We start from the raw sequence: 25,091 nt of genomic DNA, 5'->3' as shown, positions 1-25,091 counted from the left end.
GTGTGAATGCTGCTTTGTTGACGTGAGAAGAGCAAAAAACATTGAAAATATGGAATATCGGGATGGTTGGAAGTGACTTCGATACTGTTTTGGATAATATTAAAGAGTTGATCAGTGATTTGGATGGCACCCCCTATGAAGCAACTGTAAAGTGCCTTAAGGAACAGCAGGAGGCAATCATTAAACTCCGGGCAGAAGCGAGTGATTTGGAAACCCTTTTGGACGAAAAAACAGCTGAACAACAAAATCTATCAAAATCTAAATTTGCAAATGAAGAACACAAATTAGTTTCCGATCGACTCAGACAGTTGTTGGGATGGGAGAGAGGATAATTGGAAAGCCTTGTGATAATTGTTATTTGGCTAGAAGATGAGGATCATGAGACGGAGAGACTCAACGCTAAAGCTTTTATGAACAACTCTGAGTTTTACTTGGCCGCAAACATGAGTCACTTCAATTTGTCAAAGAAAAGTGAAAGAAGGAAATTTTTAAAAGGAATTGAAAAACTTGAAGGCAGGAGCGGAGCCGCACTCTCATTGATAAGCAGGTCGAAATTGGGACTAAAGATTGGGGAGAATGAATCTGAGAAATGGCAAGCGTTTTTTTTAGATAAGCTGACCGTTTATCCTCGCACAGTCGTCGGCTACCAGGTTTCATGCCTCGAAGGTTCAGATATGGGGACTATCAACCGCTATGTTCGTATAAAAAGGCATCTAAGAAAATTAAACGATTATCAAGCAGGTAGAGCGCGACAACATCTGGCAGGTTTAGCCACTGAATGGAAATTGAAAAACATCCTTTTGGCGATCAGTGATGACTTAAAAGCATGGATCAAGAAACTGGAGGATGAACAGAAGGATAAGCTGAAGCAGGTTGAAAGGCATGACATGGAAATAAAGAATTGGCGTGAGCAGCAAGAATATTCATTGAAACGGATAGGCGCCCTAAAGGTGGCCTTGGCAAAAGCCAAAACTTGAAATAGTCTTTTTTTGGAGCGCATTTATGTCCAAGTATTTGGGAATTGACCTCGGTACAACATACACCCAGGCCTGCCTGTGTGAACGTTCAGCTTGGGAAAACCAGAGGGCTTGTACCGCAGTCAGGTTCGTCGATCAAGATCATAATGAACGTTTTCCGTCTATGGTCTATTATCCCGGTCCAAATGAAACCCCAGTTGCTGGAGAAGAAGCTGAGAAGAAATTGGAATCCAATCCGGAGCAGGTTTTAAAAGAATCAAAAAGTCGCCTATCAGAATATGATTTTTTAGATATGATGGTCTCATTTCCAGGCGGTAAAGAAGTAAGGCAGACAGCTTGGGAGGTTTCCGGCATCGTTCTTAAGCAGGCCATGGCGAAAATGGAAAGCACCAACGACAAACCAATCAATTTTTCAGAGATCAAAGGGTGCACAATCACTTTTCCTGCTAGCTTTCCTTACACTGCACTTGGGCTAACGAAACGTGCCGCAAATTTGGTATATGAATTGAATAAACTTAGCGAAGATGAACGGCTCTATTTCCTTCCGGAACCCATTGCTGCTTTTATCGGTATGCTTGAAAACGTGAAGAAAGAGCAATTTCAAAGCGGAGAGACAGTACTTGTGGTTGATATTGGCGCCGGGACCACCGACACTACAATTATCAAAATTGAAGAAATTGAGGCCTCTTTTCCGACGCTCAAAATTCTGGAAGTTGGAGACCATGTACTTCAAGGAGGAAATAATTACGATAGAATAATTTCTGAATATCTTTGCAAGCAGACCTGGCCTGAACCCCTTGAGCTTGAGAGGCTGGAGAAAGCCAAAGGAGATATTTTGAAAAAAACCCTGAAACAGTTTCGATATCAGTGGGATTTAATGGCAAGAAGCATTAAGGAGGAATTTGTTGAGGGTGGAGAAGAAGATGAGCTCGATATAGTTGAGGGTGACATTATTGATGATGAAGTTTTTGTAAAAACTTACCTAAATTGTTTGGATCAAATGGTAAATCTGATTGGCATCGAGAAGAGAACTAAAATAATTGTAAAACCAAAAGAGCTGAATGATGCCCTTTTGAAAGCAATTCAAAAACCCACCGGAGCTACCCTATTGTCTGGTTTGATAAGACTGGAGGAGCGGTACCAATCTAGCCAGGATAAGCCTTTTGAACCTTCAAGCATAATTCTTGCGGGTGGGGGGGCGAAAGTCAAAGCTGTCCAATTGGCGCTTGAGCAGAAATATAAAGGTCTTAAGCCGATTTCGGTTCCTAAGCCCCAAGACTTGGTTGCCCGGGGTGCGGCTATCTACTCAAGTATGTCAAAAGAAGAGAGGGGGTTGTTGGAATGGCCCATTAACCAAAATGTTTATTTAGTTGTGCAAGACAGAAATGGAAAGGAAACCTGGGACAATATTTGGAACAGAGATGTGAAGGAAAATGTATATTTATACAAGATCTCTAATGCTGGACGAAAGCTCATTTTACGAATAGGCACCGGGTTTTTTAGCAAAAAGCATAATATTGACAGAGTAACCCCAATAGGAATGAAAAACCATGGGGAAATCCAACTGCCACGGGATGTGCGTCGGCTCGAAGAGATTAAAATTCGTACAAGAGTCGATCGGTACGACAATAAACCTTATATGGAAGTTTTACTAAAAGAGGCGAATGATTGGATTCCTGTTGCTGGTGAAATCTCGTTGGAGTTTGGAATATGAAAGAGGAAAAGGGTCTAACTCTATCGGATATTTTATTTGGGAAAAGTCTGATTTTTAAATATTCCGAAAGTTTCATGCCGGACATTGACATCAGATCTTCTCAAAAAGCCCTGGTAAACGATCTCTTATCCTATGCAACTAACCGTGGTTACGATGAATTTGAAAAGGGTTTGGATGAAGAACTTGAAGATAGTGGAACGCGCCGTTTGGTAGATATCGGGATTGAAGAAATCGAGCTTGCCCGTATCCTCGGCAGGATAGATATGTACCCTGAAAGACGCGGCAATTTAATGAATCTTGTGGACAGACTGTTTCCTGACGAGGATAGGTTGCTGAGCTTGTTGTTTAAACAAGAGAGCCCATTGACCCATATATCGAAAGAAGTGCGGGGCTTGTGCTGGGAGCTGGCGGAAGGCAAACTGAAGAATTATTTCAATATGGAAATTGAAAAACGAATTCAATTGATAGCATTTATTTCTGATTTACTTTTTGAAAATATCCATTTAAGCCGCCAGAGCGATACGCAACACTGTTGTAAATTAATTTTAAGTTTGTGTGGAGGCGATGATTTTGACGATGTGCAGAAGAGAATTGCTGAAAAGCTTTCTGAAATTGCTGATAACATCTGTCAAGGAGGCACGGACTACCACTTAATGCAGCTTCAATGCATAAATGACACGATAAAATGCATTTATCAAAAAGACAGGTTGCCGTCGGAAGAAGTACTCAGATTAATATTGCCCATATTTGAGCTGCAATTGCCGTACAGTACGTCCTTACAGAAACAGCAGCGAAACTATCTTTTCAGCCTCGCAGCCTATATTTTGAGCAAATGCAGCCAGAACAAATTGAAAACCCTTATCAAAGAATGTGTGCTGGAGGAACATATATCGACAAGGATAATAATTTATGGCTCTCTAATTTACGCAGATGGCGTCAGCCAATCACTCAGGCTTTGTTGTGCAGAAGAATTAAAAAAAATTGCTCATGAGATAACTAAGAAATCTGACACGAGAATATGGGCTTATCGTGCCAGAGGAAGAGAAAAGCTATTAAACGAGGTTGGGGTTTGCAAAGAAAACCTAAATGAGATTTTTCAAGATAGAGATCTTGCTCAAGAGGCCATGCGAGTATGGTCAAGCCCTATTACGGGGGTAAATCGCGAAGATAATGAGAATGAACATGTTCTAATTCTCCCCATGAAAGATGATATGAATTGCATGTAAGCGATCACAGGATCTGGATCAGGCGGTGGGCTGAGCGATCCAGGCGAGGTCGGGTTCCTGACCCCGGAAGTAGGCGCGCAGGGCATCGACAAGGACGGGGAAGGTTGTTTTTTTCTGCAGGCGGCATGTCTGCCTGAGTGATAGGACACGCTCCACCCAGCGATTGCCTTTTTCACTGGACGTACCCTGGCTGGACTTGCGCCACAGCACGGCGAATCGAAGCATCCGCTCAGCATGATTGTTCGTGGGATCCACCCCCTGCTCCGAGAGGAACGTCCAAAGGCTTTCGATCTCCCTGCGAAGACGGCGTGCAAATCTGCCGGCATCATCCTTCCGGTTCTCGTGGAGGGTGATCAAGCGGATCAAACGAGCATAAAAGGCCTGCCACTCTCCGACGGAGGGGGGATCCTTGGCCATATGACATAGTCGTTGGAATTCATGGGTTGCCCACAGACCGAACCGTTTTATGTCCGGGTCTTTCCTTTCGGAGAGTTCCTTGGCCTTGCGGATCAGATGAGCAAGGCAGGTCTGCCGCAGTCCGACCCATTGGCGGTACACGCCGTATCCGTCCGAGACCAGGATGCCGGTCCAGTCCTTGATTGATGCTTCGAAGGCTTCCTTCGAGCGGTTGGAATGGATCATGAAGAAAGCCGCTGCCGGCCCCGCCATGACCCACAGCCATTGCAGGAGGCCGTTGAGGCGGTGGCTGGTCTCGTCGATGTGGTTGACCGGCGCCTGTCTGGCTGCCTGGCCGATCGTTTCATAGTGGAGTTGGATCGCGGCCGAGGCCCGATCGATGATCTTCTGGATGGCGCTGAGGCTGATATGGAACCCAAGCACCGAAGCGCAGAAGGTTTGAATCGTTGAGCGGCTGTCTGCCTCCGGTGCCCGCCATCTCGGCGATCATGGCCGAAAGCCTGGGACCGTAGCCTGTCCGATGTTCTTTGGGGACGGTGGCCTTTTGCATCTTGCCGCAGGTGCAGATTTCCGGAAGGATGACTCGGGTTTCCTTCGGCGGGAGCATCTCCTGCCGGTGCCCCGGATGGGTCAGTTTCCGTCGATCGGTGTCTTTCTTTTTCTTCCCGGATTTTTTCTTTTTGAAGGGCGGATCCGAGGACGGCGGCCGATCCGAGTTGGAGGAATCCTTGTTCAGACGCGCTTCGAGGTGTTCGATCCGTTTTCGGAACTCGCTCTTTTCCTCCGCAAGGGCGAGGATGATCTGGATGAGCACGGAGCGCGGGACATCCTGCAGCCCTTCTTGGGTCAAGGTGATGCCTTCGGGAAAAAGAGGCGTTTCAGGCATGGAGCGCCTCCCGGAAACGCTTGCCAAGCGGGTAGAGGTAGACCGCCTTGACCGGTTCCATGCAGCGGTTATAGCGGTCGTAGCGTCCACGCCCCTTGGTCAGTCCTGCATAGACCCAGTTGGCCGCCCGGTAGCAGGTGCCCTGGAACCGGGTGGTGTCTACGAAGGTTTCGAGCAAGGCAACGGGATGGCGGTAAAACGCCTGCCAGTCCCCGGGAAGCATCCGGATGTTGGCGCTCAGAAGCTTCGAGGCCAAGTGTTCCACCGAAACCCAGCCCGGAATCAGGAACCGGACGTTATTGACGACCTTGTAGAGGTTCGCTTCCCTGGTACGGGGCTGCCAACCGATGAACCGGTCGCGGCACTCCACCTTCCAGGCCGCTGAGCCCCAACCGAGGCAAGCCACCAGGTGTCCATCCAGGTAGGCCAGGTACTTCAAGTATGCACCGACGATTCGGGGGCGCCCCAGGTAATGGTAATTATCGACCAGGTGATCCCACAGGCCTTCATCCGGGGTGCGCCGGACCATCTCGATTTTCAAAGAGCCAAACTCGGAGACCGTTCCGTGAATCTCCGAGGTGTCGTAGCTATAGCTGCGTCGAACAGCCTTGCGGGGCTTCCGATGATTCGTTGTGGACAAAGGCGGGGGGAGATTAACAACCTGCTTTTCTTGGAGCTTGAGCAGCAGCGCACGGCAGGCCATCCCTTTGAGTTGCCCGTTCGGCTGCCGCCAGTCCCAGTGCTCACACAGCACTCGGGAAATGGCGGTTCGACCGCGTTCCCAATGCCGGGAGATGGTATCGCGGATAAACGAGAGGTCTTCCTCTCTGATCTGACGGCCGCGAATTTGATACAGGGTCTCTGCCAAGGTGCTGTTCCCTCCTGGGAAGGCACCCTAGCAAAATTTAGCCTCGGACGCCAGGGAAAAATGCACCCCCTGTGATCGGCTACGTTCCTTTTCCTTGATGTGCTTGCCATTGGCGTCCACGTTCATGCCGGATTCCGTGTATTCGACACCCGCAGCGTCAGGGTCGATCACAGTTCCCGAAAAGGCCACCAGCGTTTTAATACCCGCATAGCCTTTATCCTTAATGTATTTATCGAACGCCTGTTTGTATCTGACCGCGTGAAGACGGCTGGAGGTCACCACCATGGCCTTGGCCTTACCCCCGATCTTGTGCATGGTGAAGTGCCGGAAATGCTCGACCATGACCTCGGTCTTCTGCGCAATATTGTGTGGATGCAGGCTCATAAATCGCGCCAGCGCCCGCGCGGCCTTGCGCTTGTCCACCTGTGGATCATCCTCGATTGATTTGATCAGTCGGTAATATGTCTTGTAGGTTGTGTAATTCTGGAGCACGTCGAGGATGAACCCCTCATCGATGGCCTGCCGCATGCTGTAGAGATGGAAGGGATTCGGCTTGCCGTCCGCGGCGGGTGTGCCGAAGACCTCCAGGGTTTTGTATTTAGGTGTTGCCGTGAAGGCAAAGAAGCTGATGTTGGGTTGCTGTCCGCGCTTTGCCATGGTCTTGAGGATTTCCTCCTCATAATCGGGCAGCCCTTCCTCCTCGGCTTTTGCCCTGGCCTCTTCCTTGATGGCTGCGCCGGCGAGCACGCCTTTGAGCTCGGTCGCCGTCTCCCCGCCTTGGGAGCTGTGGGCTTCGTCAACAACCACCGCGTATCGGCGCATGGGTAAATCGCCCATTTTCTCGGTGACGAAAGGAAACTTCTGGAGCGTGGTGATCACAATCGGAACGCCCGAGGCGAGGGCGTCGGCCAGCTGTGTCGAGTTGATATCGATCTTCTGCACCACGCCTTGCTTATGTTCGAATTGGTAAATGGTGTTCTGCAGCAGCTGGTCGAGGACGACCCTGTCTGTGACCACGATGATAGAGTCGAAAACCTTCTCGTCATTTACGGTGTAAAGACTCGCAAGCCGATGGGCCAGCCAGGCAATGGAGTTGGATTTCCCGCTGCCTGCTGAGTGCTGAATCAGGTAGTTGGTTCCGGTGCCGCGCTCGCGAGCGTCCGCGACGAGTTTTCTCACGCAATCAAGCTGGTGATAGCGCGGGAATATCATGGTTTCCTTCTTGACTCGCTTCCCACCGAGCTTTTTCTCTTCGATCTGCAGATGAATGAACCGTGCCAGAATATCCAGGATGCTGTGACGCTCGAGCACCGCCTCCCACAAATACGCGGTCTTGTAGCCGCCGGGGTTTTCCGGATTGCCTGCCCCGCCTCCGCAGCCCCTGTTGAAGGGCAGAAAGCGCGTGCTTTTTCCCGAAAGACGCGTGGTCATGTAGACCTCGTCGGTGTCGACGGCAAAATGGACAAGGGTGCGTTTCTTGAACTGAAAGATCAGGTCAGACGGATCGCGGTCGTTTTTGTATTGTGTGACAGCATACCGCCAGTTTTGGCCGGTCATGAGATTCTTCAGTTCCAGGGTGGCGAGGGGGATGCCGTTGAGAGCCAGAGTCACATCAAGGGTATTTCCGTGCTTGGCCGAATAGCGGAGCTGACGCGTAATGGTGAGCCGGTTGGCGGCATAGAGCGCCTGGGTGTCGGGGTTCATGCCACTGGCCGGGGCGAAATAGGCCACCCGGAACAGCTTGCCGAAGCACTTGAACCCGTGTCGAAGGACCGAGAGGCACCCCTCATGGCTGGAGTTGAGCGCGCGGCACAGATCGTCTATCAGCGTTTCTTCGGCCTTTTCTTTTTGGAGGTTGGCGAGATATCCCCATTCCTTGGGCTGGGTTTTCTGGATAAACGCAATCACGTCGCCGACGAACAGACCCCGCTCGGTATCGAAGCCCTCCCGGTTGCCTTTTTCATATCCACCGGCCGTGGTCAGGTGGTGTTCTATGGCGGTTTCGAATGCGTATTCCGTATATTGACCCGGCATCAGACACGCCCTCCACTCGGTTCCAAAATAAAGCGTGCTCTTTCCCGACGCAGCATCTCATAGGGCGTGACACACTTAACCTCAAGACCGATGCAGGCGTTGGGAATTTTGATTTTCTTTGTGGATGGGGAAGCGATTTCGTGGGTTACAATCGAGTGGTTGTGCGCGACCGCAAAGGCGACCAAATAATAATCGGCCACCTGGAAGAAGGTGTTCACCGCTGCAGGATCATAGCCTTGGTCAATCGCCCAGGCGCTCACCTTGCCCAACGCCGACAGCATAGCTGAATCCGGTTTCAAAAAAAATCCAGGCCCCCGCTGATCTGCCCATTTTGCAAGCTCATCGTTGCCCGCTTCGATTTCATCGCCGACTTTTTCGATGCTGAAGACCTTCTGTTGCTGATTGTTTGTGATCAGCCAATCCCAGAACGCCGGACAGAAATCCAAGCCGTAATGAAGGTTTTTTGCCTGGATGAACACATTCGCATCGAGCAGGTAGGTCATCAGAAGGTAACCTCCAATTGATAGGCAAGCTCACGAAATGTGGCGTGTTTGCGAAAACCCAACAAGCGGAAGGCGTCGCGATGCAGGGTCTGCCCCTCGAGCGTGCTGATGACCAGCGCCCGGGCAAATCGCTTGCTGACCCTGGCCGGAAGCGTCAGATAAAAATTGCCGCCGCTTCCTTTGGACATCGCTCGCAGCCGGTCCAACTCTTTATCGTATGCGTGCCAGAGTTCATCGCGGGTCAGTTTTCCTGCATCATGGAGTCGTCTTAGAATGACCAACGTGCTGACTTTGAACCATCGGGCTAGGTGGTCTAGTTCTTCCCGCAACGATCTGCCGCCTTCATAGGCTTCGCGCAAAGCGGGCAGGGGAACGAGTAATTCAGCCGCGACATGGTTGCACCACAGCTCTATTTTATTGGACGGCATCGTTACCGGCCCCACATCGGACAGCGCCGTTTCGCCGAGCCATATATGCGCCAGTTCATGAGCCAGCGTGAACATCTGCGCTGCCTTGGTATCCTTGCCATTGATGAAAACCAACGGCGCAAGCGGATCGGCGAGCGCAAATCCACGGAATTCCTGAGGATCAAGAGAGCGATGCGTATTGCTGCCCACGATGCCGCTCACCATGACCATGATGCCGAAAGAATCCGCCTGTTGGATGAACCGGCGCAGCGCTTCCGTCCAGGTTGGCATATGACGGCGTTCATCGATATTGAAACCAAGGGCTTGCCTGATATGCCGTGCGACCTCCACCGTATCGCTCTCAAGATTTGCGGAGCCGACAAACGGCAGGGGTTTTTCACCCATGGAGCGCGCAAAATCGCGATACCACTCCTGCCGTTGCTGGCATATGTACAGGGTGTCGAGAAGGTCAGGGCTCGGATGTCCTAAATATTGGCTGCCGATCGTGCGAAGGTCGGGAATCGGAACGGACTCTTCGGGAGGCTCCGGGAGGAAAAAATAGCCGAACGGTGTATAGGTCGCCTGGGCGAATTTCTCGAGCTGTTTGAAGGTCGGACGCTCCTCGCCGCTCACCCAGGCGGGCAACTTGCGAAAGGACTGCTGTTGCGCCAACGCATCGATGTTTCGCCCGGCGCGTTCACAGGCCCACAAAAATAAATCGGGTTTGACATCCACCCGCATCAGGAAACCTCCTCCTGCCTGCCGGCAGGCATGGTGCGAACGTCGCTCTTGCCCGTTACCGCTGCGGAGATGAGGGCGGTGCGGTATTCGCGGAGCTTTTCAATACTTGAATCTATTTTATGCCTGAGATTATCAAGATGACCAGTGGATCGTGTCAAATGGCTCAGAATTTCTTCTTGCTCGGTTAAAGGAGGAAGTGGGAGAGGAAAGCTGCGCAACTTGGTGCTGTTTGTTGTCGCCAGGTTGGTGGTTTGCTGAGAAGTACTGGTGAAATAATTTTTGCCGTGGAAGGAAGTGAGCACCGACGCCAAAAAGTGCGAATTTAATTGGCTTGAGTTCGGTCGGACCGCAAATATGTGATTCTGGTGCAAGCATCCCTGAATTTGGTCTTCCCATACATAGCCACGACGGAGTTTGTCGAAATCGCCTCCTTCCGTCATAAGAACATCACCATGTCGTAGCTCATAGCGCGCAGTATCTTTGTTCGGAAGCTCTATTTCAGTAATCGTTGTCAGATCTAAATATCCATCTTGTACATCAGCTACTCTCAGATAAGGTCTCGTTACGAGTTCCTCATTTTCGTACTTCTTGCCCAACGTCAATCCAGCCTGGAGGGTTGATAGAAACTTAAGGCGCTTCAGATCCCAATGCGCCGGAATCTCCCCCAACCACTCAATCCCGGAGTCCTTCATCTTGGCATCGGGGTCGAGCCCTTTGGTAACGGCGTGGCTGATGAGGGCGGATCGCTTTTCCTGGAGCAATTCGATCTGTCGCTGCTTTTTCTTGATGAGCGCATCGATTCGCGCTGTCTCACGGTCAAGAAATGCTGCAATGGCCTGCTGATCTTCGAGCGGGGGGATCGACTGTCTAAAGTCTCTTATGAAAATTTCGGGCACACGTTTCTGACCGCCAGCACCATACATCTCCGCGGCACCAAGATGTCTGAAAGCATGGCTAATGGTGACGTAAAATAAGAAGTGGCAGTCCATCGATGGACGGGGACGCAGGACATGCAACTCCGTCGTGCCGAATCCGATGCCGTTCATCAAATCATGTGCAATCGCTCCCTTGCCGTTCTCAAAGCAGGGCGTGATCTTTGCGATAAGCACATCACCGTCTCGAAAGTATGTGTATCCGGTTGAAACCTCAGCGAGGGGGCATGACTGACCGAGGGATAATCCGCCATACTCGTGGACCGATTCCATTGGCACAAAGGAGACATCGAGAGTGTCGGGAAAACCGTTGATTTCAGCTTTAACCGGATTGATTTTTGCCCGATAACGAAGTCTGATAGAGTCCCAGCGCACCGGAATCTCGCCCAGCCATGCCACCCCTGATGCCTTGTACGCCGGGTACGTTGCTCGTTTCCCTGACCGGACAGCAGAGCTTTTCATGATCTACCCCCTTTGTCCGGCCTGCCTTTGCGGCCTTTCTTCTTCGTCTTTGCCTGCTGTTGCTTCAAGGGCGTCTTCTTGCGCTCCTGCTCAAGGACGCGAGCGGAGGTCCGAAGGTCTTCCAGGTACCGTGTCTCGGCCTCGGTCTCCGCCTCCAGACGCCGCCGCTCTGCAAAGGCGTCGTATTGCCCATCCGCCCATTCGAGAGCCGCATCGCGGCTGACCGATCCGGCATTGGCCAGCACGGGCAGCTCGGTATCATACAGGAACTTGTCGAGAAACGCCTCCCAGTCCTGCATGCGGATATCCCGCCGCCGTTGGGCACGGAACTCGGCCTGATCCAGGAACATCACTGTAATCCGGTTGAGCGTATCGATTTCGTTGGCGTCCAGATAGTTTTTGGCCGTTCCCACGTCGCGCTTCAGCACCCGGCCGCCCTTCCACGTTGTCAATCCCATGTTGGCCTTGGCTGCGTCAGCGCGCCTGCGGACAATCTCGGCAGCCGTCATGCCAGTGGCGGCGTAGTGCATCTTGTTCTGCATGGTGGCAAAGAAGACCTGCGTTTCTTTCTCACCCTCCCGGTAGTCACGGGCCAGGGCGAAGATCTCGCGAATCCGCTGGTAAACCCGGGCCTCACTGGCACGAATCTCGCGGATGCGAGCCAGCAGTTCATCGAAATAGTCCACCAGGCCCTTGCCGCCCTTAAGCCGCTCATCGTCGAGGGTGAAACCTTTGACAATGTATTCGCGCAACCGTGCCGTGGCCCACTGGCGGAAGCGGGTTGCGATAACGGATTTTACCCGATATCCCACCGAGATGATCATATCGAGATTGTAAAAATCCATCAGGCGACCGACCTGTCTGTTTCCCTCGGTTTGAACTATCCGGAATTTCCGGATAGTTGATTCCGGCTCTAACTCGCCTTCCTCATAGACGTTTTTGATATGTTCATTGATCGTGCGAATATCCTTTTTAAACAACTCCGCCATCATTTTTTGCGTCAGCCAGACGGACTCATCCTGGAGCCGCACCTCAAGGCGGGTTTCCCCGGAATCGGATTGATATATCAGTATCTTGGAATCAACGGGAGCGGGCAGGTTGTCACTCATTCCGTCACCTCCGCGAGCATGTCGGCGATTTCCTTCTCGATCTTCTTGAGGTCGGTTTCGATCTCCTCCAACCGTCTGGGCGGCGTATACTTGTAAAAATATCGATTGAAATTGATCTCGTAGCCGACCTTGGTTTTAGACTCGTCAATCCAGGCATCGGGCACGTGCGGCAGTACCTCGCGCTTCACGTACGCGTCCACGTCTTCCTTGAGCGGCACATTCTCGTAGTCGCGCAGCTCTGGATCAGGTTCCGGGTTACCCTTGGCATCTGTGCAGATTTTGGCCGTTTCGTCCCGCTCGGCCAAGGCCATGAGGATCGCCTTGAAAAGCGCGCCGGGGACCTTGATCCCGGTCTTTTTGAAGGCGGACTTCAAGCGTTTTGAGAATTCATCTCGGTCTTTGACAATGCCGAGCGACGTGAGCGAATCAAGGGCGGCCATAATTTCCTCTTGAAGCTTTTGGCCCGCTTCGATTTCTGCCTTGGCAGCCTTGGTGTCCTTGCGCTTCTTGCTGGTGGCCAGGTTTGTGAAGGCCTTGGTCTCGGCATGCCTCGCGATGCGATCTTTGTCCACGGCAAAGTTGAGTCGAAGTGGACGCTCGACCGTGATGCGGCGGTAGCCGAAGTCTTCGTTGTCGAAGAGGTGGATATGCTCGCCTTCCTCGAGCGTGCCGTAACGCCGCGTGATGTCATCCCTCTGGTCGTCGCATACTTCGTGGCGCTTGTTGCCGAGGGACTTGCGCATCTTTTTGAAGAAGCCGGTGCCGTCCACTAGTTGAATCCTGCCCCTGCGGCTTGGCTCCTTCCGGTTGGTGACGATCCAAAGATAGGTGTAGATGCCGGTGTTATAGAAAAGCTGATCCGGCAGCGCGACGATGGCCTCCAGCCAGTCGTTTTCGATGATCCAGCGACGAATTTCGCTCTCGCCCGATCCCGCGGCTCCCGTGAACAGCGGTGATCCATTGAACACAATAGCCAGGCGCGTACCGCCTTCCTTGGGGTCCTTCATCTTGCTGATCATGTGCTGCAGGAAGAGAAGAGACCCGTCGTTGATCCGCGGCAAACCGGCCCCGAATCTGCCTCCGAAGCCCTGCTCGTCATGCTCCCGCTTGATAAAGTCGGCCTCGGGTTTCCACTCCACGCCGAAAGGCGGATTGGCCAGCATATAATCGAATTTGTGGCGGGGGAAACGGTCGTCGGTAAAGCTGTCGCCATAGGCGATATGCTCGATGTCCTGCCCCTTGATCATCATATCCGACCCGCATATGGCGTACGCCTGGGCGTTGTAATCCTGACCGAAGACCTCCAGGCGGGCGTCGGGATTCAGTTCCCGGACATAGTCCTCCGCAACGGACAACATGCCTCCAGTCCCGCAAGCCGGGTCATAAAGAGTTTTGACAATGCCCTTGGTCGTGAGCACATCGCTGTCAGGCATGAAAATCAGGTTCACCATGAGACGGATCACCTCACGGGGTGTGAAATGGTCGCCCGCCTCTTCGTTCGAGGCCTCGTTGAACCTTCTGATAAGTTCCTCGAAAATGTAGCCCATCTCGAGGTTCGAGACCACCTGCGGATGCAGGTCAATATCGCAAAATCGGGAGACCAGTAGGTAGAGCCGGTCCGCCTTGTCTAGCTTTCCGATGTGCTCCTCGAAGCCGAAGTTCTCGATGATCTCTCGGGCACGGGTTGAGAAACCTTATGATATAGCTGGTAAGGTTGGCGACGATGTTGTTGGGATCGCCTTTTAGCTTCTCGAATGAATATCGGCTGGTGTTGTAGAAAGGAACTCCTGTGACGCGGCAGAGGATAGGGTCCACGTTCTTGACTTTCCCACCGGAGAGCGATTCTTGTCTGGCGAGCACCTTATCCTTGGTCGGCTCCAAGATGCAGTCGAGCCGACGCAGCACCGTCATGGGCAGTATGACATCCTTGTACTGATTTGGGCGATAGGGACCCCGAAGCAAGTCTGCCACCGACCAAATAAAATTCGCTCTTCCTCTGAAGTTATCTATCATTTTCTCCTTGATTATTGCCTATACTGGTTCATAATTTTGCGTTTGCCTAGGCCTCTGCTTCAGCCGCGCGGGGTATGAGCGTCGACTAAAAGCGAATGTTCGGCAACAATTATCATAAATGTATTACTTCAATGTTTTTAAAGTAATTTTTATAAAACTCAGCAACTAGCCTTCTATGGCATTTATCGGGTGTCGGTTCGCTGCACAATAGACATACCATATGTAGATCTGATGAACTCAGAAAGGTATGCGCTTTTCTCGAAACTAATAAATCATTAAATCGATTTTCATATTCTAGCCAAGTTATTTCTTTTTCCTTATAAGCGTCTAATATTTCTTTTGTTGGGGCAAGAAGTGGTTTATGCACGTAGTCGCAGTTACACATCTTTTTCAAAAAATAGATTAAATCATCTTTTTTTGTAAAACCTGCAAGTTGGGAAACGTTATTCAAACGAATATCGATCAATTTTTCTATACCAGATTTTATAAGTTTTTCAAAAAATGTTTCTGCATTCTTTTTAGTGAATCCGATTGTAAATAATTTGTTATTATTCATTGTTAAATCCTTTATGATTAGCTGTATAATCTTCCTCATTTTCTGCTACATAAGCGATTTTATCTTCTTGTCGGGAATAGGCTTCTTCAAGTCGTTCAGAATCTTGCATAAAAAGATCAGGTTGATCTAAATGGAATAATTTCATCAAACGTAATTCGATTTCTGATTGACTCTCCAAGGTATTAGCATCAAGTATATGACAAATTTTAAGTTGATATCTTTTAAGGTGTCTACAGATTAAAATCGTCCTATGACAATTTATAGGGTCTTTTTCCGCACACATTAGTGCAATTGAAAATTTTTCCATTCCTTTTAGTAGGCGACCGACACCCTCCTGAAACAAAGGGTGCTTAGATATTAATTCATAATCAATCTGTCCATTTTTGTAACATTCGGGAGCTTTAATTCTAGCTCCGATATTATCGCCAAGAAAAACATATTCTATTCCGTAACCTATCAAAGTCTTTTTTAAATTTTCTTTGTTAAATTCGGGTTTGAACTTGCTATAAGGTTGCGACCGAACATCAGCTATTGCGGTTATGGTGAATTTCTCCAAAGCTGCAATAAATGATTCGATTGTATGCGCTGCATAACCAATCGTGTATATAGTCTTTTTATTTTGTTCCATAATCAAAAATATAGTATACCAGCAATTAATTTTGAGTGCCATCCATTATGATAAATGCCAAGTGATATTGCTAAATAAAGACACCTTGCATTTTCCAGCAATGTAGTATTCTTACTGTATTTTTGAATAAAATCAATGTCAGTAATGGGCAGATCGTAACGATTATTATTGAATTCAAAATCTATTCTGAGTTGGTCAGCAGATTCTTTTCCACCTATTTGAAAATCAGTGACTTTTATTAATGTTAGAGAATGGTCAACGGAATCAATTACATCCTCTGATACCGCTTTCCCTCTATTTCCAAATAGGTTATATTGTTTTATATCAATGAGTCTGTCTAAATTTTTTTCAGATAGTATATATTCCCGATTCTCTTTATCGACTCTGGTTTAAAAGTTGCGTTTTCAGATTGATAGCCGTTCGGGCATAATTCCTCGAGATCTATCTCTATAATATCCATTAATCTAATCCAGCCAACTAAATCCTCCCTAACGGCACCATGTTGGTATTTTGAGATCGGTCTCAACCATTTTGGCTTCCCCTCTTTTTCAACGGGTCGATACACTTCACCAACTTTTTTTACTTCTATTCCAGCGACACATCTTTCACCAAATTTCTTTGAATTGGCTAAGCAGATAAATAGGGTCTTCATCTTAGTTCCTAAATTTATTGGGTGCGGCTCTTTTGGAACCACGCTAAAAAATAACAATCATAGCGAGTTAGGCACTGTGCAAGCCTAGGCATTGGTTGTTTGTGGATGAAATAGCATATCGGGGAGACGATATACCCTTTTTTCTAGATCTCCCAAGGGCAATAGCTCGGGACAACGATGAAAGCACTTTTTTGCGGAGATGATCATTTTTTGCTGGACTTTGCCCCATTTCTTTGTTATGGAAAAATGGTAAAGGAGGACTGGGATGATCACCGCAATAGACAATCAGCGATTCTGTGGTCGGGAGTTTACGCGCGAAGAGCTTTTTTTGATGCAAGAAGTGGTCGAGACCTGTGCAGGAATCAGCCGAACCGAACTCTCGCATACGGTGTGCGAGTTGCTGGAGTGGCGCCGAGCCAATGGCGGACTGAAAGCTTGCGAATGTTTGGACTTTTTGGAACGCCTGGAAGGCCAGGGGTTTTTGAAACTTCCGGAAGCTCGGCAGATTGGACCGAAGAAAGGCACGAGGCGGCACATTGCGCCCCAGACAGGCGAGCAACCATGGGCCGGACTGGCGGGGAGTGTGGAGTCGTTTTTGCCCTTGGATGTGGAGGTGGTGAAGAGCCAGAAACAGCGCAGTCTTTTCAAGGATCTTGTGAGCCGGCACCACTACCTGGGATATGCCATGCCGTTCGGGGCGAGGCTTCAATACCTGGTCTACGTGATGAAGCCAGGACGGCAAGTGGTCGGATGCGTACAGTTTTCCAGCCCGGCCTGGCGGATGAGGGTCAGGGATCGATGGATCGGCTGGGACGATGCGGCACGGGAGCGAAGTCTTCAACGGATTGTGAACAACAGCCGGCTGTTGGTGCTGCCAAGAATACGCAATCTGGCCAGTGCGTTGCTCTCCTGCGTGCTTCGGCGACTGCGAAAGGACTGGCGGGATCATTATGGGATCGATCCCTGGCTGGTGGAAACGCTGGTGGACCGGGAACGGTTTCACGGAGGGTGTTACCGGGCCGCCAACTTTATCGTTCTGGGGGAAACCAGTGGTCGAGGCCGGATGGACCGCGCCCATCAGCGTCATGGAGCGGAAGTGAAAACCGTGATGGTCTACCCACTTGTCAAGGATGCAGCGATAAGGCTCCGAGACGGCTTCGGAGGGTAAGGAACGATGAATGCATTGGCCGTATTGTCGTCCCGGGAGCGCTTTTATGAGCAGTCGAGGCAGGGGTTTGAAGAAATGGTTGGGCGCCTGGATTCCGAGGAGGTTCGCTCGATGACCCATAGTGAGATTGAACGGGAGCTCGAGAAGATGGGTCGGGAACTGATGCGCAAACTCTTGCAGGAGCATTTGGAATCCCGGGGTCCTGGAGAAAGTGCACAACCCGTTCAGGGCTCCGATGGCGTCAAGCGGCCGCGGGCGAGGCTTCAGAAGCGAGAGTTCGAGACGATTTTCGGCACGGTCTCGATAGAACGCGCGGGCTACGGCCAGGAGGGGAGCCGTAGTCTGCATCCGCTGGATGCCGAGCTCAATTTGCCCGACAAAAAGTATTCCCTTGAACTGAGCCGCCGTGTGGCAGAAGAAGCTGCAAGGAGTTCCTTCGACGAGACCTTCGAGAGCATCGGTAAAATCACTGGAGGTCATGTCCCGAAGCGTCAGATCGAGGAACTGGTCAGGCTTGCAGCTCAGGACTTCGATGCTTTTTACGAGACCCGTCAAGCACAATCGGCAGTGGTTGAAGAAAATGACTCGATTATGGTGATAAGCGTCGATGGCAAAGGGGTAGTGATGCGGACGGAGGATCTTCGAGAGCAAACCCGTAAGGCCGCCAAGGCGCGTAAGCACAAGATGGGCGCGAGGCTTTCCAAGGGGGAGAAGAAAAACGCCAAGCGCATGGCTACTGTGGCCGCCGTTTACACGATTGCGCCCTTTGTGCGTAAACCGGAGGACCTGGTTCCCGAAACCGACTCTGAACGTGTCGAGCTGCCTCGCCCCCGGCCTGAGAGAAAACGGGTTTGGGCGAGTCTGGAGAAGACCCCGGAAGAGGTGATCGAAAAAGCGTTCGAGGAGGCAGTTTGTCGGGATCCCGGGCATCGAAAGAAGTGGGTGGCACTGGTTGACGGCAATAAGACCCAGATTCGCCTCCTGCGCCGCATAGCCAAAGAGAGAGGCATCGATCTGACCATCATTCTCGATTTCGTTCATGTAACAGAGTATCTTTGGAGTGCGAGCAGGGCGTTTCACTCCGAATCGGGTGAAAAGCTGGAAAATTGGGTTCGCGTGCGGCTTCTTGAAATCCTGCGGGGAAAGGCCGGGTATGTTGCAGGAGGCATACGCCGCAGCGCCACATTGCGAGACTTTACCCCGCCAGAACGCAAACCCGTCGATGTCTGCGCCAATTACCTGCTCACCTATGGACCCTATCTGAAATACAACGATTACCTTGCTCAAGGATTTCCCATTGCTACGGGAGTCATTGAAGGCGCTTGTCGTCATCTGGTCAAAGATCGCATGGAAGTGACTGGCGCCCGATGGAGCTTGAACGGGGCCGAGGCCGTGTTGCGTCTCCGTGCATTGCGCTCCAGCCACGATTTTGATGAGTACTGGGAATTTCATGAAGTACAGGAGTATGAAAGAAACCATCGAAGCCTTTACGCCGGTGGCATCGTCCCCCCCACAATCAAGCCAACACACGCTCCAGAACGTAGTCGTAGTCATCTGAAGATCATTAAATAAGGGAAATCTTTCTGTTCAAATGTTTGATAACATACGATGAAAAATGCTGCTCAAAGTCGTTCTAAAAGAGCCGCACCCAAATTTATTATACCGAACGGCGGGGGTAAGCTGCCGCCAACATTGCGAGGTAATCATCTTACCGGTTGCCCTTGCCTTTCTTCGGAGCAGTGGAAGGCAATGACCACGTCGTTGTTGGCGGTCTGGTTGACCCCATTGTTATACGCTTCCTCCCTTCTTGGTTTTAATTCCGGAATTCTATTCCAAATTTACTAAAAAATATAACAACTTTGACATACACGTGCGTAATCGTGATCCCCTTAATTGAATGTGTGTCAGGCATATTAAACGCAAATGGGTGAGGCGGAACGAAGGTCATGTCGAGTGACACCGGAAATTTCCCGCCATTCTTTACCTTCAATATACCTTTATACTGTACCCAATCATGCGTCTTGGGAACAATCCCATAAATATCTTCTTCAGATTCAAACACCACATTGTATTTTGGCATAATTCAAAATTTCTTTGACGATTCGAGGCGTATAAGGTTTGTATTACTTTGTATTTGACGTCTCAATAGAAGCCGCGAAAAGCTTCACTTTGTAATCCTTCAGAGGGTTGGGGGGAATGATTTTGCGGGTGGCGCTCCAGGGCAGGATCGCCTTGACGTCGGTTAATTCGCGGACGATGGTGGAAAACTTCACGCCGTCGGCGATCCGCTTCTTGGCGTACTGGTCGGCGGTGGCTTCGGTGATCTCCAAGACGGGCAGATGGCCGAAAAATGGGAGGATGTTTGCGCTGAGGCGGATCTTGAGCTGCTCGAGGCTGTTGTCGTTGAAGGGCTTGCTTTCTGAATACGCCTTCGACAATTCGAAAAAAAGAGGCCCGGAGTGTTCGGGCTCCTTTTCGGGTCGTCTCGAGAGGAACCCCATCTCGTCGTTTTTGCGCCTCGCACGGGCTTCCGCCGAAGGGCCGCGGCCAAAATAGAGCCACTTGTATTCGGTTCTTCCTTCAGGGGTGCGCTCGTTCCAGTAAACAATCCAGCGTCCGTCGGGTAGACACCTCACTGCCATTTATCAACCTCTCGGATCTTATCCTGTTATGCTGACCGGTGTTGTCCTCTGCAGGGGGCTGCCCGCTCGCGGGGTCTATAAGGCTTCCAGGCTACCAGGCGGCCGCCTCTTGCTCATCGGTCGGAGTGGAGCGCCTTGCTGTCGGTGCCTTGCGGTCTGAGGCCCTGCCCGCCGAGGCAAGCTTGCTTTTCAGGATGGTCGCTTTCCCGACGATCCTTTCGAAGACCTCGTTGTAGGCATCGATGTCTTCCTTCTTAAGGAATAGGAGGCTCTTGATGAGTCCGGCCTCGATTTCAACCGGCGACTGATCGTCATCCCCGGCGACCATATCTTCGTAATCCAAACCGAGCTCGCGTGCGACCCTCCGCCGCCAGGATTCGGTCATTCCCCGGCGGCCGGCGAGTATGTTCGACCATTGCTGGCGGCTGACGCCGAAGTGCCGGGCGTACTCAGTGGCCTCGCCGTGGGTGAGGTTCTTGTCGACCCATTCCCTGAGGGCGTTGCAAAAGCGCTTCTCATAAGGGCCGACTGTTTTTGCGATATCACCCTCTGTCGGGCCGCGGCCCCGGTATAGTGAAGCTCTCCCCATAGTCTCTCTCCTGTTTTTCTTTCGAACCTTGACAACATTTTATAAAAATTGCAAGCGAAAATTTCTAACAAGAAACTTGTTTCTGGCGTTGCCGTTTCATGTTGGGTAATTTGCGAAGCCAAGGCGAAAACGAAAACAGTCGGTTTGCCTGGGCGGTGCGGTGGTGTTGGATTGGTCGCTCGAAGCATGTCTCTCAGGGTTTGAAAGCCGACTTGAGAGGGGAAGAGGATCGGGCGGCGGAGGGCGAAAATTCCGGGGTTGGCCGCCGAGTGGAGGTCGAGGCTGATGAGGGAGATTTCAAGGCAGGACGCGCACTTGGTGGTCGCGGATCTTTTGGAGAGGGAGAAGAGCCTGCAGAGGGAGCTTTTCGCTTTGAGGGCGACGATTGCGCGGGTTTCGCTCATGTTGAGGGATCAGGAAGAACGCAGGCCGACGGCTCCCCGTGACTGGAAGAAGGAAGTCGAAAGCTGGGGTAAATAGAGTTATAGGGGCTATTTTTTTGCCTAAGTTGCATCTATTTTGGGAATTCAGGCGGTTGGATGCCGCCATCAACGTAAACTGCCGCCGGGGCTCGCGGAGGGGCTGCGGGGTCGGCGGCGAGGACTGAGAGGAGAAAAGAAAGATGATCGAGGGATTGAACCTGGTGCAGTTGGCAGAGGAGATCACGAGGATCGAAAACAGCAAAAAGGATTCTGTCGCACCGACGGGAAAGCTGGAGATGATCCCTGTGAGCGGAGAAGAGGTGGCGCTCGAGATCGAAGACGGCCGCCGCGAGCGCTATGGGATCGGATCCATCGCGCATGAGCAGATCGGGGACCGTCTGGGAAAACCCCGCCGTTACTACGAGAAGATGCGGGCGGAGGCCCCTGAGCTCCTGGCGCGGAATGTGAACACGTGGTTCGAAAGACAGCCGGAAAAGCGCCTGGTGCGGACGCTGGACGGAAATGTCCGGGCCTTTTTGTCGGATCGATACCGGCCTTTGGACACTTTCATGGTGACGGGTCTTTTTCTGTGGCAGAACTCGACAGGTATCTCGAGAGCCGGGGGAGGAAGAAGCTTGACCGGGAGCGGGACCGGCAGGGGCTGGACGCGGAAAGGGCCGTCGAGGCCCGGAGAGAGCTGGATGAAAAGGAGGAGGCGGATCTCCGGTGGCGGCAGGCGCGCGCGCGGCGCGAGGAGATGCTGCTCAAGCAGTTGTCGGGGCAATTGATCTCGAGGGATGAAGTCGCGAAGGGTTGGGCTGAAAGGGTCGGAGTCGTGGTGTCGGGGCTCAATGCGCTGGTTGACCGGCTGCCGCCTATCCTGGAGGGGAAGGACCGAGCTGAGATGTGGCGGTTGATCAAGGCGGAGGTCTATGAATTAAGGCGGGCGTATGCGGAGGAGGGGGAATACTGCCCGCAGGTTGATGTCGAGTAGTGGGAGAGGCTGCGAGAAAGGGTGGTTGGTTCGAGCGGGAGAGAAGGGTTTGGAGGCCGCCGCCGGATCTCCTGATTTCCGAGTGGGTCGAAAGCCACAGGGTTTTGACCGCCCCGGCTGAGGAAAGGGGGCCGATGAGGCTCAAGAGAACCCCCTACGTGAAGCCCATCCTGGACAAGATCCAGGAGCAGGATGCCGACACGGTCGTTTTGTGCTGGGCGGCGCAGTCGGGGAAGTCGGAAACCGCGCTCTCGGTCGTCGGGTATTACTCGCACATGGAGCCCTGCCCGATCATGTGGGTCCTCGCGGATGAGGACACGGCTTCCTATATGAACCGGGAGCGGGTCCAGAAGATGTTCAAGAATACCCGGGGGCTGAAGGAGTTGGTTGAAAGCGACCATTACAACCTGACGAAGGATGCCGCGAGCCTTGTAAACGGCGCGTATGTGGCGATGGCGTGGGCCTCCAGCGTGGCGAAGCTGGCTTCGAGGCCGATCCGGGTGATCATTTTCGATGAGGTGGACAAGCCGGGGTACTAGGTCACGACGAAGGAGGCCGGGCCGATCTCCCTCGGAATCGAGAGGACTGAAACGTTTTTCCGGCGAAAAATCATCCTGATGTCCACCCCCACCATGGAGGCCGGGAATATTTGGCAAGAACTCCGAGCCTGCGACGTGGTCTACGACTTTCACGTCCCGTGTCCGTATTGCGGGCAGATGCAGCCTTTGAGATGGTCGAGGGAGTACTCGAGCGGCTTCGAGGGCGGGGTTTATCGAGGGAAAGACGGGCGGAGGCACAAGCTCGGGCAGGTCGTTTGGGAGGCTGGCCGCGCTGCAACCGCTGAACAGATCGCTGCGGCAGGGTATGAGTGAGGGGAGTGCGGAAGGGTTTGGTCGACGCTAGAGAAAAACCGGGCGGTCGAGCAGGGGGAGATGGTCCCAAGGGAAGAACCGCTGAACCCGCCGAAGAAGATCGGCTTCCATGTCAACCGGCTTTATTCGCTGCAGGGAAAATCGGGGGATATCCCGAAGCTGGTCGGGGATTTTACCGAGGCGCTCGAGACGCCGAAGAAACTGCAGGGGTTTGTCAACTCCGCGTTGGCGGAGCCCTGGAAGCAGATCACGGTGAGGGTCGAGCGGAGTGGCATCCTGGAGGCCCGGCGCATGGATCTTGACCCTCAGGTGGTGCCTGAGAGCGCCGTGGCGCTGACCGCGGGGATTGACTCGCAGAAGTTCGGCTTCTGGTTTGTCGTGAGGGCTTGGGCGCGGGACTATACCTCGTGGCTCATCCACTACGGGTTTCTGCTCTCTTGGGCGGATCTCGAGGAGTGGATTTTCGGGGCGCGGTATCGGTCGGCCAACGGGAAGGTTGTCTACCCGATATGGAGGGCTGCGCTCGATACAGGGGGTGGAGCTTCCGGCGAGCACGTCGGGGTTTCGATGACCGAGGAAGTCTACATGTGGCTGAGGAGGAACGGAATAGGCCGCGGGCCGAGGATATGGGGAACGAAGGGGTCGAGTTCTCCGCTGGCTGGGAAGATCCGGGTCGGGAAGCCGAGGGACCAGACGCCGAGGGGGAAGCCCCTGCCGGGCGGGTTGCAGATTGTATTGATAGACACGGAGCAGGGAAAGGATCTTGTCTATTACCGGTTCACGAAGGCGATGGGCGACGGCGGGGCGGAGTCTGCGTATCTCCATAAAGGGGTGGGGGAGGATTACGCAAGGCAGATCCTGGCGGAGCAGAAAAGGCTGGATGAAAAGGGGGCGGAAAAATGGGTCCAGGTCGGAAAGGACAACCATCTGCTTGATGCCGAGGTCTTGTGTCACATGGTGGCGGACTTCGAGTGGCCCGGCGGTGGGGTCCATTTGGTGATGCCACCGGCGGACGTCGGGAAGCGAAAGACTGAGAAAACGAATGGAGAGGTCAGGCCCAGAAGGGCGGAGTACCGGCGACCTTCCTGGTTGGATCGGTAAGAGGAGGCAATGGCGGCGACGGCGAAAAAAACCGATTGGCTTGTAGGGCAAAAGGAAATCATGGCGGAATTGAAGATTTCGAGCCGAGAACAGCTCAAGCGGTATGTTGTGCTCGGGTTGCCGGGAGTTCTGATAAATGGCCGCTGGCATGTGCACAGAGAGAACCTAGACATCTTTCTAAGAAAATTATCCGCGACACCGATAGCAAAACAGTTCAGCCACGGAAAGCGTTTTCGTGATGAAAGAAAACAATCTGAAGCAGAATAGAGCTCTCATTTGGGAGAATGATTTAAAAAGAAGGGATGCATTTTTTAAGCTGACGATTGGGAGTGGATGAAGGTCCCAGTTTTGCTCGTAAAATCGATTTGATAGAAATGCAGTCAGCCATAACACAAAAAAAGTGTCTGGTTAGGAAAAGATAGGCCTGAAAACAATAATTTGAAGTTGAAATCTTCACCAGAAAAGAAGTAGGTTTCTTTGGTGGACGGTTATAGTCAGGGACCTAGCCTCACGATTCGTTTAATGGCAATTTTCTTAGGTTTTGTAAAAATAAAATATTTCTAATCACAGATCCTTTTTTCAATAATTGTAAATGAGATAATGACAATATAAATCAAAATTAGCTCTCAAAGGAGATTAGAATGAATGACATCATACAAAAACTAAAAACTGCCGATGAGTGCGTACAACTTGTAAAAAATGTCCGGGAAAGAAATCCTGAACTTGCGCAGAAAGCGCGCCGGCGGGCTGTTGAACTGAGAGCTATTTCCTACAACCCTACCAGCGAGGTTGAACTTGAGTTACTAAAGGCAATCTATGCGTATGAGGAAGTACTGACTGAAAAGAATAAACGCAGAACGTCTGCATCAAGGACATGGCAAATGGTCAAGAAACATGGCCTCATTCGTGCAGCTGAAAGGGCGGTTGATAGGAAAATAGAACCAGCTGGTTATAAGGTGTTAGTAGAAATGGGATTACATGATTTAACTTTCGAGGCGGTAATTGTCAGATATCCAGAATCATTTGATGCAAGTGTTGTTTCCCGCGCTAAACAGCGATTAAAAGATATATCGGAGTTGGAAATTTTTTAAAATGATGAAAATGTAAAGATTGACTAAATATGTGAATAAGACGATGTAAAAAGCCACATGAATACATTGTTTTTTTTATGTTATATT

General features: G+C 51.4%; 26 protein-coding genes and 2 pseudogenes. 13 read left to right on the top strand and 15 right to left on the bottom strand.

Features of this window, described 5'->3' with window-relative positions; genetic code table 11:
* Window positions 1-62 precede the first annotated feature (62 nt).
* Genes ACZ500_RS10980 through ACZ500_RS10965 form a run of 4 tightly spaced genes read left to right on the top strand, consistent with a single transcriptional unit; the run spans window position 63 to window position 3,917 of the window.
* Window positions 63-332, top strand: coding sequence for a hypothetical protein (locus ACZ500_RS10980; protein WP_464232528.1), 270 nt, complete (start codon window positions 63-65; stop codon window positions 330-332).
* Window positions 333-977, top strand: coding sequence for a hypothetical protein (locus tag ACZ500_RS10975; protein ID WP_464232527.1), 645 nt, complete (start codon window positions 333-335; stop codon window positions 975-977).
* 25 nt (window positions 978-1,002) lie between these two features.
* Complete coding sequence (locus tag ACZ500_RS10970; protein WP_464232526.1) at window positions 1,003-2,691, top strand: Hsp70 family protein; 1,689 nt, start codon at window positions 1,003-1,005, stop codon at window positions 2,689-2,691.
* Window positions 2,688-3,917 (top strand): hypothetical protein, encoded by a 1,230-nt coding sequence (locus ACZ500_RS10965; RefSeq protein ID WP_464232525.1) that lies wholly within the window; start codon window positions 2,688-2,690, stop codon window positions 3,915-3,917. The genes ACZ500_RS10970 and ACZ500_RS10965 overlap by 4 nt, the downstream gene beginning before the upstream one ends.
* Window positions 3,918-3,935: 18 nt before the next feature.
* On the opposite strand, the gene tnpC is transcribed toward ACZ500_RS10965, so the two are convergent.
* The 13 genes and pseudogenes from tnpC to ACZ500_RS10900 all read right to left on the bottom strand — a co-directional run bounded on the left by tnpC (window position 3,936) and on the right by ACZ500_RS10900 (window position 16,125).
* On the bottom strand, window positions 3,936-4,757 hold the full coding sequence (tnpC, locus tag ACZ500_RS10960) for an IS66 family transposase (RefSeq protein WP_464232524.1): 822 nt from the start codon (window positions 4,755-4,757) through the stop codon (window positions 3,936-3,938).
* On the bottom strand, window positions 4,678-5,220 hold the full coding sequence (locus ACZ500_RS10955; RefSeq protein WP_464232523.1) for a DUF6444 domain-containing protein: 543 nt from the start codon (window positions 5,218-5,220) through the stop codon (window positions 4,678-4,680). Before ACZ500_RS10955 ends, tnpC begins: the two co-directional genes overlap by 80 nt.
* Window positions 5,213-6,088: a Druantia anti-phage system protein DruA gene (locus ACZ500_RS10950; protein WP_464232522.1), complete on the bottom strand. Its 876-nt coding sequence runs from the start codon at window positions 6,086-6,088 to the stop codon at window positions 5,213-5,215. The genes ACZ500_RS10955 and ACZ500_RS10950 overlap by 8 nt, the downstream gene beginning before the upstream one ends.
* 27 nt (window positions 6,089-6,115) lie before the next feature.
* Window positions 6,116-8,122, bottom strand: a complete 2,007-nt coding sequence (locus tag ACZ500_RS10945; RefSeq protein WP_464232521.1) for a type I restriction endonuclease subunit R — start codon at window positions 8,120-8,122, stop codon at window positions 6,116-6,118.
* The gene (locus tag ACZ500_RS10940; RefSeq protein WP_464232520.1) at window positions 8,122-8,625 is read right to left on the bottom strand and encodes a DUF4411 family protein; all 504 of its coding nucleotides are present in this window, start codon (window positions 8,623-8,625) and stop codon (window positions 8,122-8,124) included. The genes ACZ500_RS10945 and ACZ500_RS10940 overlap by 1 nt, the downstream gene beginning before the upstream one ends.
* Window positions 8,625-9,773 (bottom strand): ImmA/IrrE family metallo-endopeptidase, encoded by a 1,149-nt coding sequence (locus tag ACZ500_RS10935; protein ID WP_464232519.1) that lies wholly within the window; start codon window positions 9,771-9,773, stop codon window positions 8,625-8,627. The genes ACZ500_RS10940 and ACZ500_RS10935 overlap by 1 nt, the downstream gene beginning before the upstream one ends.
* Window positions 9,773-11,167 carry a restriction endonuclease subunit S gene (locus tag ACZ500_RS10930; RefSeq protein ID WP_464232518.1) on the bottom strand — a complete coding sequence of 465 codons (1,395 nt, stop codon included), beginning with the start codon at window positions 11,165-11,167 and terminating at the stop codon, window positions 9,773-9,775. Before ACZ500_RS10930 ends, ACZ500_RS10935 begins: the two co-directional genes overlap by 1 nt.
* Entirely contained in the window at window positions 11,164-12,276 is a 1,113-nt protein-coding gene (locus tag ACZ500_RS10925; RefSeq protein ID WP_464232517.1) for a virulence RhuM family protein, read from the bottom strand. Before ACZ500_RS10925 ends, ACZ500_RS10930 begins: the two co-directional genes overlap by 4 nt.
* Window positions 12,273-14,289: pseudogene (locus tag ACZ500_RS10920) on the bottom strand (type I restriction-modification system subunit M). Before ACZ500_RS10920 ends, ACZ500_RS10925 begins: the two are co-directional and overlap by 4 nt.
* 112 nt (window positions 14,290-14,401) lie before the next feature.
* A complete protein-coding gene (locus ACZ500_RS10915; RefSeq protein WP_464232516.1) occupies window positions 14,402-14,845 on the bottom strand; it encodes a DUF488 domain-containing protein in 444 nt (147 codons plus the stop codon).
* On the bottom strand, window positions 14,838-15,515 hold the full coding sequence (locus ACZ500_RS10910; protein ID WP_464232515.1) for a DUF488 domain-containing protein: 678 nt from the start codon (window positions 15,513-15,515) through the stop codon (window positions 14,838-14,840). The genes ACZ500_RS10915 and ACZ500_RS10910 overlap by 8 nt, the downstream gene beginning before the upstream one ends.
* Window positions 15,476-15,796: a dual OB domain-containing protein gene (locus ACZ500_RS10905; RefSeq protein WP_464233035.1), complete on the bottom strand. Its 321-nt coding sequence runs from the start codon at window positions 15,794-15,796 to the stop codon at window positions 15,476-15,478. Before ACZ500_RS10905 ends, ACZ500_RS10910 begins: the two co-directional genes overlap by 40 nt.
* A gap of 14 nt (window positions 15,797-15,810) precedes the next feature.
* Window positions 15,811-16,125 carry a dual OB domain-containing protein gene (locus tag ACZ500_RS10900; protein WP_464232514.1) on the bottom strand — a complete coding sequence of 105 codons (315 nt, stop codon included), beginning with the start codon at window positions 16,123-16,125 and terminating at the stop codon, window positions 15,811-15,813.
* 265 nt (window positions 16,126-16,390) lie between these two features.
* Between ACZ500_RS10900 and ACZ500_RS10895 the strand changes: the two genes are divergently transcribed.
* Window positions 16,391-17,293 (top strand): DUF4338 domain-containing protein, encoded by a 903-nt coding sequence (locus ACZ500_RS10895; RefSeq protein ID WP_464229930.1) that lies wholly within the window; start codon window positions 16,391-16,393, stop codon window positions 17,291-17,293.
* A 6-nt stretch (window positions 17,294-17,299) separates the two neighbouring features.
* Window positions 17,300-18,865, top strand: coding sequence for an ISKra4 family transposase (locus tag ACZ500_RS10890; protein ID WP_464230734.1), 1,566 nt, complete (start codon window positions 17,300-17,302; stop codon window positions 18,863-18,865).
* Between the two features lie 551 nt (window positions 18,866-19,416).
* Here the strand turns inward: ACZ500_RS10890 and ACZ500_RS10885 are convergent.
* Both ACZ500_RS10885 and ACZ500_RS10880 read right to left on the bottom strand, forming a co-directional pair.
* Window positions 19,417-19,935: a hypothetical protein gene (locus ACZ500_RS10885; RefSeq protein WP_464232513.1), complete on the bottom strand. Its 519-nt coding sequence runs from the start codon at window positions 19,933-19,935 to the stop codon at window positions 19,417-19,419.
* A gap of 91 nt (window positions 19,936-20,026) precedes the next feature.
* Complete coding sequence (locus ACZ500_RS10880) at window positions 20,027-20,524, bottom strand: hypothetical protein (protein ID WP_464232512.1); 498 nt, start codon at window positions 20,522-20,524, stop codon at window positions 20,027-20,029.
* Window positions 20,525-20,782: 258 nt separating this feature from the next.
* Between ACZ500_RS10880 and ACZ500_RS10875 the strand changes: the two genes are divergently transcribed.
* From ACZ500_RS10875 to ACZ500_RS10845, 7 genes and pseudogenes are all read left to right on the top strand, one after another.
* Window positions 20,783-21,004 (top strand): hypothetical protein, encoded by a 222-nt coding sequence (locus tag ACZ500_RS10875; protein ID WP_464232511.1) that lies wholly within the window; start codon window positions 20,783-20,785, stop codon window positions 21,002-21,004.
* A 142-nt stretch (window positions 21,005-21,146) separates the two neighbouring features.
* Window positions 21,147-21,734, top strand: coding sequence for a hypothetical protein (locus tag ACZ500_RS10870; RefSeq protein ID WP_464232510.1), 588 nt, complete (start codon window positions 21,147-21,149; stop codon window positions 21,732-21,734).
* Window positions 21,719-21,940, top strand: coding sequence for a hypothetical protein (locus tag ACZ500_RS10865; protein WP_464232509.1), 222 nt, complete (start codon window positions 21,719-21,721; stop codon window positions 21,938-21,940). Before ACZ500_RS10870 ends, ACZ500_RS10865 begins: the two co-directional genes overlap by 16 nt.
* A 134-nt stretch (window positions 21,941-22,074) precedes the next feature.
* A pseudogene (locus ACZ500_RS10860) lies at window positions 22,075-22,812 on the top strand (phage terminase large subunit family protein).
* Window positions 22,813-22,872: 60 nt separating this feature from the next.
* Complete coding sequence (locus ACZ500_RS10855) at window positions 22,873-23,913, top strand: terminase gpA endonuclease subunit (protein WP_464232508.1); 1,041 nt, start codon at window positions 22,873-22,875, stop codon at window positions 23,911-23,913.
* 9 nt (window positions 23,914-23,922) lie between these two features.
* Window positions 23,923-24,180, top strand: coding sequence for a hypothetical protein (locus ACZ500_RS10850; protein WP_464232507.1), 258 nt, complete (start codon window positions 23,923-23,925; stop codon window positions 24,178-24,180).
* A gap of 374 nt (window positions 24,181-24,554) precedes the next feature.
* Window positions 24,555-25,004: a hypothetical protein gene (locus ACZ500_RS10845; protein WP_464232506.1), complete on the top strand. Its 450-nt coding sequence runs from the start codon at window positions 24,555-24,557 to the stop codon at window positions 25,002-25,004.
* Window positions 25,005-25,091 lie beyond the last annotated feature (87 nt).

The sequence above is a fragment of the Desulfatiglans parachlorophenolica genome, from assembly GCF_055394735.1.
Note: the sequence above shows the minus strand (reverse complement) of the source record. Positions and strands in the feature narration are given on the sequence as shown.

Excerpts from the sequence above, each read along its gene's own strand:
- ACZ500_RS10980 (WP_464232528.1), top strand. The coding sequence starts at position 63 with ATGGTTGGAAGTGACTTCGATACTGTTTTGGATAATATTAAAGAGTTG.
- ACZ500_RS10970 (WP_464232526.1), top strand. The coding sequence starts at position 1,003 with ATGTCCAAGTATTTGGGAATTGACCTCGGTACAACATACACCCAGGCC.
- ACZ500_RS10965 (WP_464232525.1), top strand. The coding sequence starts at position 2,688 with ATGAAAGAGGAAAAGGGTCTAACTCTATCGGATATTTTATTTGGGAAA.
- ACZ500_RS10955 (WP_464232523.1), bottom strand. The coding sequence starts at position 5,220 with ATGCCTGAAACGCCTCTTTTTCCCGAAGGCATCACCTTGACCCAAGAA.
- ACZ500_RS10945 (WP_464232521.1), bottom strand. The coding sequence starts at position 8,122 with ATGCCGGGTCAATATACGGAATACGCATTCGAAACCGCCATAGAACAC.
- ACZ500_RS10940 (WP_464232520.1), bottom strand. The coding sequence starts at position 8,625 with ATGACCTACCTGCTCGATGCGAATGTGTTCATCCAGGCAAAAAACCTT.
- ACZ500_RS10935 (WP_464232519.1), bottom strand. The coding sequence starts at position 9,773 with ATGCGGGTGGATGTCAAACCCGATTTATTTTTGTGGGCCTGTGAACGC.
- ACZ500_RS10930 (WP_464232518.1), bottom strand. The coding sequence starts at position 11,167 with ATGAAAAGCTCTGCTGTCCGGTCAGGGAAACGAGCAACGTACCCGGCG.
- ACZ500_RS10925 (WP_464232517.1), bottom strand. The coding sequence starts at position 12,276 with ATGAGTGACAACCTGCCCGCTCCCGTTGATTCCAAGATACTGATATAT.
- ACZ500_RS10915 (WP_464232516.1), bottom strand. The coding sequence starts at position 14,845 with ATGAATAATAACAAATTATTTACAATCGGATTCACTAAAAAGAATGCA.
- ACZ500_RS10910 (WP_464232515.1), bottom strand. The coding sequence starts at position 15,515 with ATGGCACTCAAAATTAATTGCTGGTATACTATATTTTTGATTATGGAA.
- ACZ500_RS10900 (WP_464232514.1), bottom strand. The coding sequence starts at position 16,125 with ATGAAGACCCTATTTATCTGCTTAGCCAATTCAAAGAAATTTGGTGAA.
- ACZ500_RS10895 (WP_464229930.1), top strand. The coding sequence starts at position 16,391 with ATGATCACCGCAATAGACAATCAGCGATTCTGTGGTCGGGAGTTTACG.
- ACZ500_RS10890 (WP_464230734.1), top strand. The coding sequence starts at position 17,300 with ATGAATGCATTGGCCGTATTGTCGTCCCGGGAGCGCTTTTATGAGCAG.
- ACZ500_RS10885 (WP_464232513.1), bottom strand. The coding sequence starts at position 19,935 with ATGGCAGTGAGGTGTCTACCCGACGGACGCTGGATTGTTTACTGGAAC.
- ACZ500_RS10880 (WP_464232512.1), bottom strand. The coding sequence starts at position 20,524 with ATGGGGAGAGCTTCACTATACCGGGGCCGCGGCCCGACAGAGGGTGAT.
- ACZ500_RS10870 (WP_464232510.1), top strand. The coding sequence starts at position 21,147 with ATGATCGAGGGATTGAACCTGGTGCAGTTGGCAGAGGAGATCACGAGG.
- ACZ500_RS10855 (WP_464232508.1), top strand. The coding sequence starts at position 22,873 with ATGGTCCCAAGGGAAGAACCGCTGAACCCGCCGAAGAAGATCGGCTTC.
- ACZ500_RS10850 (WP_464232507.1), top strand. The coding sequence starts at position 23,923 with ATGGCGGCGACGGCGAAAAAAACCGATTGGCTTGTAGGGCAAAAGGAA.
- ACZ500_RS10845 (WP_464232506.1), top strand. The coding sequence starts at position 24,555 with ATGAATGACATCATACAAAAACTAAAAACTGCCGATGAGTGCGTACAA.